This is a genomic window from Kitasatospora sp. NPDC096147 (assembly GCF_044763225.1).
Classification (GTDB): Bacteria; Actinomycetota; Actinomycetes; order Streptomycetales; family Streptomycetaceae; genus Kitasatospora.
This window is the reverse complement of the sequence record NZ_JBIWFX010000004.1, coordinates 41,741-55,066: the sequence shown is the minus strand read 5'-3', so window position 1 is coordinate 55,066 and position 13,326 is coordinate 41,741. Positions and strand designations below refer to the sequence as shown.

The 13,326-nt window shown below is 73.8% G+C and carries 16 protein-coding genes and 1 pseudogene; 7 read left to right on the top strand and 10 right to left on the bottom strand.

Features of this window, described 5'->3' with window-relative positions; translation table 11 throughout:
• Nucleotides 1-35 precede the first annotated feature (35 nt).
• Nucleotides 36-899, bottom strand: a complete 864-nt coding sequence (locus ACIRBX_RS14440) for a SigB/SigF/SigG family RNA polymerase sigma factor (RefSeq protein WP_402296566.1) — start codon at nt 897-899, stop codon at nt 36-38.
• A gap of 213 nt (nt 900-1,112) precedes the next feature.
• Here ACIRBX_RS14440 and ACIRBX_RS14435 point away from each other — a divergent pair, with 213 nt between their 5' ends.
• The 4 genes from ACIRBX_RS14435 to ACIRBX_RS14420 all read left to right on the top strand — a co-directional run bounded on the left by ACIRBX_RS14435 (nt 1,113) and on the right by ACIRBX_RS14420 (nt 2,979).
• The gene (locus tag ACIRBX_RS14435; protein WP_402296564.1) at nt 1,113-1,625 is read left to right on the top strand and encodes an ATP-binding protein; all 513 of its coding nucleotides are present in this window, start codon (nt 1,113-1,115) and stop codon (nt 1,623-1,625) included.
• Entirely contained in the window at nt 1,600-2,088 is a 489-nt protein-coding gene (locus ACIRBX_RS14430) for a DUF6328 family protein (protein WP_402296562.1), read from the top strand. Before ACIRBX_RS14435 ends, ACIRBX_RS14430 begins: the two co-directional genes overlap by 26 nt.
• 446 nt (nt 2,089-2,534) lie before the next feature.
• On the top strand, nt 2,535-2,762 hold the full coding sequence (locus tag ACIRBX_RS14425; protein WP_402296560.1) for a DUF6296 family protein: 228 nt from the start codon (nt 2,535-2,537) through the stop codon (nt 2,760-2,762).
• A 61-nt stretch (nt 2,763-2,823) separates the two neighbouring features.
• Nucleotides 2,824-2,979 (top strand): DUF6131 family protein, encoded by a 156-nt coding sequence (locus ACIRBX_RS14420; protein WP_402296558.1) that lies wholly within the window; start codon nt 2,824-2,826, stop codon nt 2,977-2,979.
• Nucleotides 2,980-3,081: 102 nt separating this feature from the next.
• On the opposite strand, the gene ACIRBX_RS14415 is transcribed toward ACIRBX_RS14420, so the two are convergent.
• Entirely contained in the window at nt 3,082-3,360 is a 279-nt protein-coding gene (locus tag ACIRBX_RS14415) for a hypothetical protein (protein WP_402296556.1), read from the bottom strand.
• Nucleotides 3,361-3,460: 100 nt separating this feature from the next.
• Between ACIRBX_RS14415 and ACIRBX_RS14410 the strand changes: the two are divergent.
• The 3 genes and pseudogenes from ACIRBX_RS14410 (at nt 3,461) to ACIRBX_RS14400 (ending at nt 5,375) form a co-directional block, all read left to right on the top strand.
• Nucleotides 3,461-4,356, top strand: a pseudogene (locus ACIRBX_RS14410) (SDR family oxidoreductase).
• Between the two features lie 179 nt (nt 4,357-4,535).
• Nucleotides 4,536-4,994, top strand: coding sequence for an SRPBCC family protein (locus ACIRBX_RS14405; protein ID WP_402296554.1), 459 nt, complete (start codon nt 4,536-4,538; stop codon nt 4,992-4,994).
• A gap of 57 nt (nt 4,995-5,051) precedes the next feature.
• Entirely contained in the window at nt 5,052-5,375 is a 324-nt protein-coding gene (locus ACIRBX_RS14400; RefSeq protein ID WP_402296553.1) for a plasmid stabilization protein, read from the top strand.
• Between the two features lie 221 nt (nt 5,376-5,596).
• Here the strand turns inward: ACIRBX_RS14400 and ACIRBX_RS14395 are convergent, their stop codons facing one another.
• From ACIRBX_RS14395 to ACIRBX_RS14360, 8 genes are all read right to left on the bottom strand, one after another.
• Nucleotides 5,597-5,824: a hypothetical protein gene (locus ACIRBX_RS14395; protein ID WP_402296552.1), complete on the bottom strand. Its 228-nt coding sequence runs from the start codon at nt 5,822-5,824 to the stop codon at nt 5,597-5,599.
• A 308-nt stretch (nt 5,825-6,132) separates the two neighbouring features.
• Entirely contained in the window at nt 6,133-6,531 is a 399-nt protein-coding gene (locus ACIRBX_RS14390) for an STAS domain-containing protein (protein WP_402296551.1), read from the bottom strand.
• A 114-nt stretch (nt 6,532-6,645) separates the two neighbouring features.
• Nucleotides 6,646-7,020: a helix-turn-helix transcriptional regulator gene (locus tag ACIRBX_RS14385; protein WP_402296550.1), complete on the bottom strand. Its 375-nt coding sequence runs from the start codon at nt 7,018-7,020 to the stop codon at nt 6,646-6,648.
• Between the two features lie 82 nt (nt 7,021-7,102).
• Nucleotides 7,103-8,611: an MATE family efflux transporter gene (locus ACIRBX_RS14380; RefSeq protein WP_402296549.1), complete on the bottom strand. Its 1,509-nt coding sequence runs from the start codon at nt 8,609-8,611 to the stop codon at nt 7,103-7,105.
• A 9-nt stretch (nt 8,612-8,620) separates the two neighbouring features.
• Complete coding sequence (locus ACIRBX_RS14375) at nt 8,621-9,652, bottom strand: cysteine synthase family protein (RefSeq protein WP_402296547.1); 1,032 nt, start codon at nt 9,650-9,652, stop codon at nt 8,621-8,623.
• A 75-nt stretch (nt 9,653-9,727) separates the two neighbouring features.
• A complete protein-coding gene (locus ACIRBX_RS14370) occupies nt 9,728-11,071 on the bottom strand; it encodes a Y4yA family PLP-dependent enzyme (RefSeq protein WP_402296545.1) in 1,344 nt (447 codons plus the stop codon).
• Nucleotides 11,062-12,066 carry an ornithine cyclodeaminase family protein gene (locus ACIRBX_RS14365; protein ID WP_402296544.1) on the bottom strand — a complete coding sequence of 335 codons (1,005 nt, stop codon included), beginning with the start codon at nt 12,064-12,066 and terminating at the stop codon, nt 11,062-11,064. The genes ACIRBX_RS14370 and ACIRBX_RS14365 overlap by 10 nt, the downstream gene beginning before the upstream one ends.
• A gap of 51 nt (nt 12,067-12,117) precedes the next feature.
• Complete coding sequence (locus ACIRBX_RS14360; protein ID WP_402296543.1) at nt 12,118-13,116, bottom strand: TauD/TfdA family dioxygenase; 999 nt, start codon at nt 13,114-13,116, stop codon at nt 12,118-12,120.
• Nucleotides 13,117-13,326: the final 210 nt, after the last annotated feature.

Below are 13,326 nucleotides of genomic sequence, written 5' to 3'. Positions count from 1 at the left end.
CTGGACAACCGGGCCGCCGGGCCGGGCGGGCGGCCTCAGCCGGTGAGCGCGGCGCGCAGGTCGGTGAGGGTGCGGCTGAGGAGACGGGAGACGTGCATCTGGGACAGTCCGAGGCGTCGGCCGATCTCGGCCTGGGTGAGGTCGCCGGTGAAGCGCAGGGCGAGAACGGCCCGTTCGCGCTCCGGCAGGGCGGCGATCAGCGGTTTGAGCGACAGGACGTCGTCGACCGTGACGAAGGACGGGTCCACCTCGCCCAGGCGCCGGTCGACCGCTCCGGGATGCTCGTCCTCCTCCTCACCGGGCGCGTGCGCGTCGAGCGAGCCGGCGGTGCGGGCGACGGCCACCGCGATGCCGTCGGCGACGCCCTCCTCGGTGAGGCCGGTGCGTTCGGCCAGTTCGGCGGTGTCGGGCGGACGGCCGAGGGTCTGCTCGAGTTCGTCGGTGGCCTGGGCGACCGCGAGCCGGGCCTCCTGCAGGCTGCGCGGGACGTGGACGGCCCAGGTGGTGTCGCGGAAGAAGCGGCGCATCTCGCCGAGGATGGTCGGCAGGGCGAAGGTGGTGAACTCGACGTTGCGGTCCGGGTCGAAGCGGTCGATGGCCTTGATCAGTCCGACCATGCCGGTCTGGAGGATGTCCTCCATCGGCTCGTGGCTGCTGCGGAAGCGGCGCGCGGCGAAGCGCACCAGCGACATGTTGAGCTCGATCAGGGTGCCGCGGACGTAGGAGTACGTCTCGCTGCCCGGCTCGGCCTCCGCCAGGCGCCGGAACAGCTCCCTGGACAGCTCGCGGGCGTCACCGGTGCTGGCCGTGCGCGGGTCGGCGAGGGCCGGGTTCGCGCGGGCGGGGTTCGCGGGGGCGGGGTTCGCGGGGGCCGGGTTCGGGACGGTGTCGGCTGCCATCAGGTCTTCCTTCCACAGGCCCCCCACCCCTTCCTCCTGCCCGGTTGGGCTGCGGGGAACCACTCCGGGCCGGATGATGTGCCTACCCGGTGGCCGCTCCGGGGATGGACCGGGCTCGGCTGGGCAGGCGCACGGCATGCAGTGAGCACGGACGAAGCGCGAGCGCGGCAGCCGAGCGCGGCAGCAGCGAGAGCCCGGGTGAGGTGAGAGCAGGTGGCTTCGGATCCCACGGCGTCATCCCGACAGACCGGAACGCCCTCGGTGCGGCCGGTGGAGGTCGACCTGAAGGGCGTTTCCCAACCGGTCACTGTCGCGCGCCGCAGGGTGCACGGCGCTCTGGCCGTGCCTGCGGTACCCGAACTGGTCCGCGAGGACGCCGTGCTGGTGACGGCCGAGTTGGTCGCCAACGCCGCCCTGCACGCCGGCGGGCCCGGTGTGCTGCGGCTGACGGTGCTGGATGACGGGGCGCTGCGCATCGAGGTGGACGATGCCGGCCCCGGACTCCCGCGCCGGAGACCGCCCTCTCCGGGACGGCCGGGCGGGCACGGCCTCCAGGTGGTGCAACTGCTCAGCCGCAGCTGGGGCACCCGGACCCGGCCGGGTGGCAAGACGGTGTGGGCCGAGATCCCGGCCACCGCCGCCGAGGGCGCTTGGCAGGTGGACTCGGCCGGGCGCCTGCCGGGGAAGAGCGGAGAGTCCGGTGGCGGAGCAGCCGGGCGGCCGTGACGACGGGCGGGACGAGACGGCGGAGGAACGGGCGGACCGCCGGTGGAACGACCTGCTCCAGGAGGTGCGGATCGCCCAGACCGGTGCCCAGATCATGTTCGGCTTCTTGCTGACGGTGGCCTTCACCCCGCGTTTCGCGACGATCGACGGGTTCGAGCGGGTCCTGTACGCGACGGTGGTGACGCTGGGGGCGTTCTCCGTCGGGGCGTTGATCGCCCCGGTCTCCTACCACCGGCTGCTGGCCGGGGAGCACGTCAAGGCACGGATGGTCGATGCCGCCGCCCGGCTGGTCGCGATCGGCTTGATGCTGCTGGCCGTCACCGTCTGCGCGGCGCTGCTCCTGCTGCTGCGGGTCGCCGGGCTGGGCTGGGCGGCCTGGATGATCGCCGGGGGCGTGGCGGCCTGGTTCGGGGTGTGCTGGGTGCTGCTGCCGGTCGCGGTGCTGCGCCGCAGGCGGCGGTGAGCGCGGCAGGACCGTCGGAGGAAGGCGCCGGCGAGCAGGTCCACCACGTCCGCGCCCGGTGGTGCGCGGTCGGCGCCGGCGGCACGGACGGGCGCGGGTCGCAGCAGCGCGTCGGCCACGGTCGGGACGAGGCGGGCCGCCGGGCACTGAGCGGGAGCGTGGGGCTCCTGCCACTGTCGGTCTGATTGGAGCGGGCGAAGTCGGGCAGGTTGCGAGCGGACCGCTTTTCCCCTCAGACAGGGGGTCCCGACCATGTCCAAGCCGACGAGCCCGGCCCACGGAGCGAGCTCCGCCGCACGAGCCCCTCACGAGCACCGGCGGGTGCACCGCCTCCCGTGCCGGGGTCACGCCCGTCTCCCCGGTGCCGGACAGCGGTGGGACGCACCCTCACCCCACCTCATCGCCGGTACCGCCGGGCGTCACCCGTCGCGCAGGCGGTGACGGCCGTGGACGTCCCGATGCGCTACGTGATCACCCTGCCGGGCCTGCCGGGTTCGCACCGTCCGCAGGAGGCGGTGATCGTCCACGCCACCGGCGAGACCAGCGAGTGGGGCCGGCCCGTCTTCGAGGCCGGGGCCCTGCGGGTCGACATCGCGGACGGCATCGCCCACGTGCTGGCCACCGCAACCGGGCCGAGCGGCCACACCTGCCTCCCCGCCACTCCCCTGCCCTGACGGCGGACGGCACCCACCAACGGGGGGACGGACGGCACGTCCTCGACCGGAGAAGGCACTCATGATCATCCTTGGGGTACTCCTGCTCGTCATCGGATTCGTCACCGGCATCTCGGTCCTGTGGACGATCGGCCTGGTGCTCGTCGTCATCGGCCTGGTGCTGTGGATCGCCGGAGCGCTGGGCCACGCGGTCGGTGGCCGCAACCACTACTGGTGAGCCCTGCACCGACCCGCGGCGTGGCACCCGCCTGTCCGCCCTGGTTCGCCGCCCGTCGTACGGGCGGCGGACCAGGGCGGACAGGGTCTGGAGCTCGGCCCGTCAGTGCCGGTCTCCTCGCCTGTGCAGGCCGCTGGGCGGCGGTTCACGGTCCTTTCGGCGCTGGCCCAGGACGAACCCGAGCAGGATCACGATGACGATCAGCACCCCGGCCAGGATCAGCCACAGCGCGCTGCCGCCGGCCCCGGCGAGTTGGGTCTGCACTGCCAAGTCGTTGATGTCCATGCCCGGCGCGTTTCCGGATCGGCGGCTCGGAAACATCGGTGCGCGATCGCCCGCCCGGACGGCGGTGTCGAGCTGGTCGGAGCGGGCGTCGGTCACGGCGGCCGGTGGCAGTCCGGCACGCCGCCCGGGGTGAACCGCTCCCGTCCGGGCAGGCGCCCGGCGGCCGGTTCCCGACACCCACGGCGGAGGCAGTCCCATGAGCAGCGACCGGAGCGTCCCGCAGGATCCGGCCCGGCGGTACCCGAGGCCGGAGTCCACGCCGCAGGGCCGGACCGACCCGGGGCCGAGCGATCGGATGGACCCGGTGCCCGACCACGGCGAGCGGACCTACCGCGACACCGGGCGGCTGGCCGGGCGGGTCACCCTGGTCACCGACGGGGGCTCGGGGATCGGCCGCGCGGTGGTCCTGGCCTTCGCCCGAGAGGGTGCGGACGTGCTGTTCTGCCACCCCGCCGACGGGCAGGAGGACGCGGCCGAGTCGGTACGGCTGGTCGAGGAGGCCGGGCGGCGGGCCGTGGCAGTGGCGGGCGACGTCCGTGAGGAGGGCTTCTGCGCGGAGCTGGTGGGGCGCACCGTCACCGAACTCGGCGCCCTGGACGTGCTGGTGAACAACGCCGGCTACCAGCCCGCCGAGGAGGAGGGTCTCGCCGCGATCAGCACCGACCGGTTCGACCGGGTGATGAAGACCGACGTCTACGCGATGTTCTGGCTCTGCCAGGCCGCGCTCCCCCACCTGCGCCCGGGGTCCTCGATCATCAACACCGCCTCCGTCCAGGTGCACCGGCCCACACCGCACCTGCTGGACTACGCGGCCAGCAAGGGCGCGATCGTCACCTTCACCCAGGGCCTGGCCCGCGAACTCGCGCCCCGGGGTGTCCGGGTCAACGCGGTGGCCCACGGTCCGGCCGGATGCCCCTCCTCCCCGCCACCCTGCCGGCCGGGCAGGTCGCCTCCTTCGGTGAGCGGTCACCGCTGGGCCGGCCCGCCCAACCTGCCGAGATGGCACCGGTGTACGTGTTCCTGGCCTCGGCCGAGGCCGGCTGCCTGACCGGCTGCGTGGTGGACGCCACCGGCGGCGCCGCACTGCCCTGACCGGAGGGTGGCGGTCACCAGGACCTCCGGGTGACGGAGCGTCGGAAGCGGGCGGATCACCTGCCCGCCGTCGGAGGACCGGGCGGCGCGACGGGCATGAGGTCACCGGGGCCGGGCAGGCGCCCCGTGGGGCCGGGCTGCCGATGGTTCGGCCGGCGATCGGGAGGAGCAGAGCCACCATGAGCATGGTCAAGCAGTCGATCGACGTCGACGTCCCGCTGCACACCGCGTACGACCAGTGGACGCAGTTCGAGGAGTTCCCCCACTTCATGGAGGGTGTCGACGAGGTCCGCCAGACCGACGACCGGCGCACCCACTGGCGCACCAGCATGGCCGGTGTCGAGCGCGAGTTCGACGCGGAGATCGTCGACCAGCTCCCCGACGAACGCGTCTCCTGGCGCACGACGGGCGGCGAGGTCCAGCAGATCGGCACCGTCACCTTCCAGCGCCTGGACGAAACGCACACCCGCGTCAACCTGGCCATGGACTTCCAGCCCGAGGGCGTGGCCGAGCGGGCCGCCGACGTGCTCGGGATGGTCGACCGCCGGGTGAAGGGCGACCTCAGCCGGTTCAAGACGTTCATCGAGGACCGTGGCCGGGCCACCGGCGCCTGGCGCGGGCGCATCAGCCCCAACTGACCCCCGGTCCGGGGCCGTACCGACGACGGCGGCCCGGACGGAACCCGAGGAGGCGTCATGCCGCGAGGATCCAGCCCGAAGCGGGAGCGGCAGTACGAGCACATCAAGGAGAGCGTCCTGGAGCGCGGGGAGAGCGAGGACCGGGCCGAGGAGATCGCCGCACGCACCGTCAACAAGGAACGTGCCCGGCACGGCGAGTCCAAGACCGCCAGCCGCTCCTCCACCCACGACATCTCCTCCGCCCGCCGAGGCGGCCTGCACTCCCACAGCGGTGCGAAGGGCCCCACCTACGACCAGCTGTACAACGAGGCCCGGCAGCGCAACATCAAGGGCCGCTCCAAGATGAACAAGAAGCAGCTCGAACGCGCCCTCGGGCGCTGAGTCGGCCGAGGGCGACGACCCGGCCACGACGGTGTGGGGGCATCCGGGAGGATGCCCCCACCGGCCTGCCACGGGACTGACGGAGCGTCAGGAGTCGGCGAGCGGACGGTACACAGCACTGGGGCCGCCGGGTCCCGGCCCGGAGCAGCTCGTGGAGCCCGGCCGGGACCCGGCGGTCGTCCGCGCCGTTCACGACGGCTCGGCCGGGGTGAACGGCGGTGTCACGTACGGCCCGTGGCGTCGCGCCTGCCCTCGGCGTCGCGCGGGTGGCCCTGCTCCGCCTGCTCCGCCACGGGTGTTCCGGCCCGTACGCTCTTGGCGGTGCGTGGCTCCGGAGCGCCGTCGCGATGGGCCTTCTCGGTGGCGGCAGCCGGGCCCGGTTCGGAGTCCGGGCGCTCGTGGTGGCGGCCGGGCGCTCCTCCGGCACCGCCCTGCGGGGTGTCCTCCATGGTCTCCTCCTCATCGCTCGGGTCACGACGCCGGCCGTGACCGTGCGTGCGGGGCTCCGCCGGCGTCCGAGGACGCCGTGGAGCGAGTCCTGCTGGGCTCGTCGGCGGCGTCTACCCCGCTGCCCCGGGCTGACACCACCGCCCCCACCGGCCGGGGGCTCGCGGCGGCGGATCGTCCGATCTGCACACCGAGGTGCCGCCGGGATGGACGACCTGACGGTCCGGCAGGTGGTGGCGGGCGCTGCGGTAGCGGCCAGGGCCGGGAGCAGGAGGACACCCGGCACGGAGATTCCCAGGGGCGCGGAGGCTCACTCCTCCCGGACGCGGGCGAGAGCGTCCTCGACGGTCTCGGTGATCGTGAACACGCCCGTGGTACCGGTGGCCCAGAACAGCCGGGAGATGCGCTCGCCGATCCCCGCGACCACCAACCGGGTGCCGGTGGCGGCAGCCGCCCTGCGGGTCTTCAGCAGGGCGTTGAGACCGGCCGAGTCGCAGTAGCCGACCTCCGTCATGTCGACGACCAGCCGGGGCGGCCGGGCCTCCACGATCCGGGTGAGGGTGTCCTCCAGCGCGGCCCCCTGGTCCAGGTCGATCTCTCCGACGAGGTGGACGACGACCGTGCCGTCGGCCTCCCCGGCCGTGGTGACCGTCAGCCCGATCGGTGGGGTCCAGCCGTCGGGGTGCGGGGTGATGTGCGCGGCGTCCATCAGCACACGCTCCTCGGCCGGCGCACCGGCACGGCGACGCAGCCGGGCCGGGCAGGCCCGTTCGCTCGGCCCGGGGGCGGGCGGTGGGTGGGGTGGCAGATCCGCCGGGTGGGGTCAGAGGGGCTCGTGGTGCTCATCTCGATCACCGCCGGGAGGGAGAGGGAGCCGGACCGGAGAAGGAAGGCCGTCAGGGCCGGGATCGTCGAACAGCTCCAGCAGTCCGGCGATCTCGTGACGGGCCTCGGCGGGATGACGGAACGACATGTGCCGGATGACGTCGTAGTGGTTGCGCCGCCCGTTGCGCACCCGGGTCAGGTAGCCGGCCGTCTCCAGGTCGGTCACCACGGACTGCACCGCCCGCTCCGTCAGACCACACGTCGCGGCCAGGTCCCGCAACCGCACCTCCGGGTCACGAGAGACCGTCAGCAGCACCCGCGCGTGCTGGGTGAGGAACGTCCAGCTGCTCCGGGGCTCACGCCTGTCCGTCATCTCTCAAGTGTGCACCCGCATTCCGGCATGGCAACACCGGTGTGCGGGTGCACCCACCGCCGCCCCTGGGGGCGGCCCCGGGTCAGACCTTCGCGTCGGTCCGCTCCGGTGTCGTGCTCCGCTGACGCGCGCCGAGCGCCCTGCCGTAGCGGCGGAGGAGGAGGATCGCGGTGGTGGCGAGGCCGATCAGCAGGCCGATCCACAGGCCGCGGGTCTGCCCGCCGAGGGGGTAGGCGAGGAGCCAGGAGGCGGGCAGGCCGACGGCCCAGTAGCCGATCAGGGTGAGGCGGAAGCCACTCCTGGTGTCGTCGAGTCCGCGCAGCAGGCCGACGCCGATGTTCTGGGCGCAGTCGAAGAGTTGGAGGAGGGCGACGACGGCGAGCAGGCCGGTGGCGATGGCCAGGCCCTGCCGGTCGGCGGCGGAGTGCGGGTCGAAGTAGGGGCGCAGGACGAGGTCGGGGACGGCGAGGTAGAGGGCGCCGACGACGGCCGTCACGGCGGCGCCGCAGGCCAGGGCGGTGTTGCGGATGCGCCGGGCGGCGGGGAAGTCGCCGAGGGTGATCTCGCGGCTGACGTTGATGGACGCGGCGTGCGAGAGGCCGACGGCGATCTGGAAGACGATGTAGATCAGCTGGTTGACGGCGGTGTGCGCGGCGAGGGCGGCGGGGCCGAAGGTGCCGGCGAGCAGGGCGGTGACGGAGAAGAATCCGGCCTCGGAGCCGTAGGTGGCGGCGATCGGGGTGCCGAGGCCGAGCAGCCTGCGCACCGTGGCCGGGTCGGCCTTCCAGAAGGCGAGGCTGAGCAGGGGGGCGAGCCGGGGGTCGCGGCGGGCGGCGGCGAGCAGGGCGCACAGGGAGAGCAGGTGGACGCTGCTGGTGGCGACCCCGATGCCGGTGAGGCCGAGCGCGGGGAGGCCGTAACTGCCATGGATGAAGGCCCAGTTGAGGGCGGCATTGACGGCCACGGAGGCGATGGTGATCCGCAGGAGCGCCTGGGGGCGGCGCATGCCGACGGTGAACTGGCGCACGGCCTGGAACCACAGGCAGGGCACCAGGCCGGGGGCGAGGGCGTAGAGCATCTGCTGGGCGCGGTCGGCGACGACGGCGTCCTGGCCAAGCCAGGTGGCCGCCTGGCCCAGGAGGACCATCAGGACGGCGCCCGCGAGACCGGCGATGGTGGCCACGGCGAGGGCCGCACGGACCAGGCCACGGACCTCCTCGTCGCCGGCCGTACCGTCGCCGGCCATGACCTCGGCGGCCGTACCGTCGGCGGCCGTGCGTCCACCGGCCATGACCTCGGCGGCCGTGCCAGCACTCCTCTCCTGCCGTGCGGCGAGGGCGAGTTCGGCGCGGGCGGCGGCGGCGGCGATCTGGTTCCCGACCGAGGTGGTCAGCCCCACGCCCATGGTCCGCAGCTGGTTGAAGATGACCAGGGCCAGGCCGCCGGCGGCCAGGGCCTCGGTGCCGAGTGCGCCCATCATGACGGTGTCGGTGGTGGTGAGGGCGACCTGGGCGAGCTGGGTGAGGGCGAGCGGGACGGCGAGGGCGGCGAGGGCCCGGCTGTCCCGGATCAGGGTGTGGAGCTGCTGCATGACCGACTCTCAGTTCCGGCGGAGCTTGGCGAGGTTCTCGTCGACCTCGGCCTCGACGGCCTCGTCGATGAGGTTGCGGGCGTTCATCCACTCGTCGTTGAAGACGGTGTCCATGTACTTCTCGCCGCCGTCGTTGACGAAGGCGACCATCACGGCGTCCGGCGGCAGGGTGGTCAGGCGGGTCAGCGCGTCGTGGACGACGCCGCCGGCCGAGCCGCCGATCAGCAGTCCGGTGCGGCGGGCGACGACCCGGGCGGTGGCGAACGCCTCGACGTCGCCGACCTTGACGCCCTCGTCGATGAGGTCGTAGTCGACGAGCAGGCCGATGGTGGCGCCCTCGGGGGTGCCGGTGCCGGACTGGTAGTAGTCGTGGGCGGGCGGGCCGAAGGCGATGGAGCCCTCGGGCTCGACGCCGATCACCGTGACACCGGGCACGTGCCTCCTCAGCTCCAGCGCGGTGCCGCACAGGCCGCCGCCGGTGCCGACCGCACCGACCAGGACGTCCACCCGGCCGTCCAGGGCCTGGGCGATCTCGCGGCCCACCGCGTGGTAACCGACGGCGTTGCTGGGGTTGTTGTGCTGCTCGGTGAAGAAGGTGTTGTCCTTGCCCCGGGCCATCTCCTCGGCGAGCTCCTCACGGGCTGCGGTGTGCAACTCCTCGCCGCCGGTGCCCTCGTCGACGTAGACCAGGTCGGCGCCCATGGCCTTCATGCCGCGCAGCTTGTCGGCGGCGGCGTGGTGGTCGACGACCGCGGTGAAGCGGTAGCCCCGCTCGGCCGCGACGACCGCGAGCCCGAGGCCGGTGTTGCCGGAGGTGGACTCGATGATGTGGCCGCCGGGGCGGAGCTCGCCGCGCTCCTCGGCGTCGAGGACCATCTGACGGGCCATCCGGATCTTGGCCGTGCCGGTGGGGTTGAACATCTCCAGCTTGAGCAGCAGGCGGGCGCCGTTGTCGGCCCGGGCGAGCTCGAACAGCGGTGTGCAGCCGATGAGTTCGGAGATGCGGGTGACCACCGGCGGGCGGGTCAGGGCGTCGGTCATGGTGGCGGGGGCTCCCTGGAAGACGGGCAGGACGGGCGGGCGGGCAGGCGAGCAGGCGGGCGGGACGGGGCGCGGTCAGCAGGCGGGGCGGTGGTCGAAGCGCCAGCGCAGGCGGCCGCCCTCGCGGTGGAGGACGACCTTGGCGGGCAGCGGCAGGTCGTGGAAGGGGGATTCGTTGGAGTCCATCTGGTAGCCGGCGGTGTTGGGGTAGACGAGCAGGTCGCCGCTGCGGGGGCGGCGGGGGAAGGCGATCTTGCGCCAGCTCAGCAGGTCGGAGTCCAGGCAGCTGGCCCCGCCGACGCACGCCCGGTACGGGCCCGCAGCGGGCTGCGGTGCGGTGCTGTGGAGCGTGGGGTCGGGCAGGTACTCGCTGGCGAACCACTGCTCGGACAGGCTCAGGCTGGTGCCGTCGACGGTGACGATGCCGTAGTCGGCGCGGTCCTTGACGCCCTGGACGGTGAAGACCGAGGAGCCGGCCCCGTCGAGCAGCGCGCGGCCGGGCTCCAGCAGCAGCATCACCCCGGCCTCGCGCAGGCGCTGCGCCAGCGGCGCCCCGGTGCCGTGGGGCCGGGCGGCGAGGACCGCGCGCAGGGCGTCGGCCCCGGCGACGGGTGAGTGGTAGGGGTAGAAGTCGCTTGCGGCGAACGACTTCCGGGCGTGGTAGTCGTCCGGCCCCTGGGTGTCGAGGAAGGTCTGCCAGGCGTCCGCGGGGGCGTAGTCGACGGCGAATCCGCCGCCGATGCTGATCCGGTCGGCCTGGAGGCCGAGGACGCGGGCCCTGAGGCAGAGGGCGACGAGGTCGGCGGCGAGGTCGGTGCGGGGCTGGACCGCGTAGCCGGAGAGGTGGAAGCTGAAGCCCTCCATCCGCACCCGCTCCCCCGCCTGCGCGCAGCGGGCGAGGGCGTCCTCCAGCTGCCGGTCGTCCATCCCGAAGCGGCTCTTCGGCTGGGCGGGCGGGAACCGGCGCAGCAGGACGCGTACCGGCCTGGGGGTGTCCAGGGCCAGGACGCGGTCGAGCTCGTCGGGGGCGTCGACCGCGATCAGGGCGCCGTGGAGGGCTGCGGCGCCCAGGAGTCGGGTGCTCTTGGCGGGGCCGGTGACGACCAGGTCCTCGCCGCGCACGCCGTGGGCGAGGGCCTCGCGCAGTTCGCCGTGGCTGGCGACGTCGACGCCGGCGCCGGCCCGGGCGGCGCGTTCGACGAAGGCGGCGGCCTTGTTGGCCTTCTTCGCGAAGTAGACCCGGCCCTCGACGGCGGCCTCGTCGAGGGCGGTGCGGAAGGCGGCGAGGTTGGCGTCGAAGCGCTCGGGGAGGACGTAGTGGAACGGGCCGCCGAAGGCGTGGGCGAGGTCGTGCAGCAGGCCGGTGGCGGCGAGTTCCTCGTCCAGCGGGTCCGGGTGGGCGGGGAGGGTCAGCGCCACAGCGCGACCTCGGTGCCCAGGCCCTGCTCGGCGGCGAGTTGGGCGAACCGGTGGCCGAGGGCGATGTCGGTGACGACCAGTCCGCTGTTGTAGGCGAAGATGCGCTGCCCGGGGGCGGTGCGGGCCTTGGAGACGCTGGCCAGGATGACGGGCAGTTCCAGGTCGACGGCGGGCAGCCCGCCCTCGTCGTCGGTCATGTCGGTGCCGGTGACCCGCATCTGGGCCTCGCTGGTGGCGATCACCCGGTCGGCGCGGTGCAGGGTGGAGGGGGCCAGGCCGTGGCCGACCAGGATCGCCACGGCTCCCTGCCGGAGCCAGCCGGCCTCGACGGCGGCGGGGGTGTGGCCCCCGGCGGTGGCGACGATGACGTCCGCCTCGCCCGCAGCACGCCTCAGGTCGGTGACCAACTCCACCTCGCGGCCGGGGAAGTGACGCTCCAGCTCGGCGCGGACGGCGGCGATGCCCTCCGGGTGGGTGCCCGACAGCAGCAGGCGATCCAGCTTCGGGAGGGTGGTGAGGAGGAAGGGCAGGGCCAGGCGGCCCTGGGTGCCGGTGCCGATCACCAGGGCGGTGCGGGCGTCGGGGGTGGCGCACTCGCGGGCCAGCAGGGCGGAGACCGCCGGGGTGCGCAGGGAGCCGATCCGGGAGCAGTCCATCATCGCGACCGGCAGGCCGGTGACGTCGTCGTAGAGGCTCAGGGTCGTGTAGTAGTGCTGCTCCGCACGGCCCTTGTCGAGGCCGTGCTTGTAGGAGGTCTTGACCGCGACGACCTCGCGCACACCGTCGCGGCCGAGCATGGCGTAGGCGACGGAGTGGCCGTCGGCGGGCTTGACAGTGAGCTTGCGCGGGTTGTCGGACTGCCCGGCGGCCAGGGTGCGGTAGGCCTGCTCGACGGTGTCGATGACATCGGCGAGGGTGATGTCGATGCCGGCGAGGTCGCCGGTGCTCAGGACGCGCAGGGTGCCGTCGTGGGGCACGGTGTCCTGGGTGCTCATCTGGGGTGTCCCTTCGGGGGGTTGGGCGCGGCGGGGGTGGTGCCGGGTGGTTCAGGCGGCCCAGGCTTCGAGGGCGGCCTGGCCGTAGCCGTGCTCGCCCTGCTCGGCGTCGGGGCGGGTGCGGCGGCCGGGGACGCGGACGGAGGCGCGCTTGAGCCAGCGGTCGGTGCCGTCGTAGCGGGCGGTGAACGGCACCCGGCCGTGGACGACCATGTCGTTGTCGACCACCAGGACGTCGCCGGGTTCGAGGCTCACGGCGACGGAGACCCGGGCGAGCTCCTCCGCCAGGCGCCCGTACGCCGCGCGCCAGTCCTCGTCCGTGCCGTCCAGCGGGGTGTAGGCGGGGTCGTAACGCAGCGTCAGACCGCCGTCGGCGGCGGTGAAGAGGGTGGGCACCGGGTCGGGCCTGCCGCCGAACCGCTGGGCGTCCTCGTAGGCGTCGTCGGGCAGGATCGGGGCGGCCGGCCTGCCGAGCCGGGCGAGGTCGTCGTCGGAGAGCTCGGCCAGCCGGATGCTGGCGGCGGTGGTGGCGACGGCGTCGTGGTTGCGCATGCAGCACAGCAGCAGCAGGTGGGCGCGGCCGGGGTGGAAGGCGTCCTCGGTGTGCGGGGTGAGCAGGACGCTGCTGGAGGCGCCGGTCTGCACGGTCTCGTGCCCCGGGGAGGGGACGATGTTGTGGACGAAGCGTCCGTCCTGCTGGCCGTCCCAGGCGATGGGCGTGCCCATCAGGGTGGAGACCAGCAGCAGGACGACGTCCCACCGGGCGCCGGCGTCGCCGACGGTGGACCAGTGGCCGGGGGTGGCGCCGAGTTCGGCGTCGTCGACGGTCAGGCCGCGGACGACGAACAGGCCGTCGGCGGTGTCGACGGGGCGCAGGACGTGGTGCAGGCCGGCGCTGAGGCGGGCGCGGACCTGGGGGAGGTCGGCCAGGAGCGCGGGGCTGGTGGCGGAGCCGTGGATATCCAGGAGTTCGGCCGCGATGGCGGTGAGCTCGGCGATGTGGCCGGCTTCGAGCTGGCGTACCGGGGCGGGGACGGCGGCGGTGGGCACGGTGGCACCTTCCAGGGCGGAGGCAGGGCGGAGTCCGGGCGCGGCGGCGGGGCGGCCCGGTGCGGAGGTCGGGGGAAGCGCGGGGCTTCGGGTCCGGTGCGGCTCGGCGTCCGGACAGCCAGGAACGTAACAACCCCCTCTTGGTAAGGCAAGCCTTACTCAGGGGTCTGACTACATTTGTGTCGTCAGTCACACTCTCGGCGGCCATCC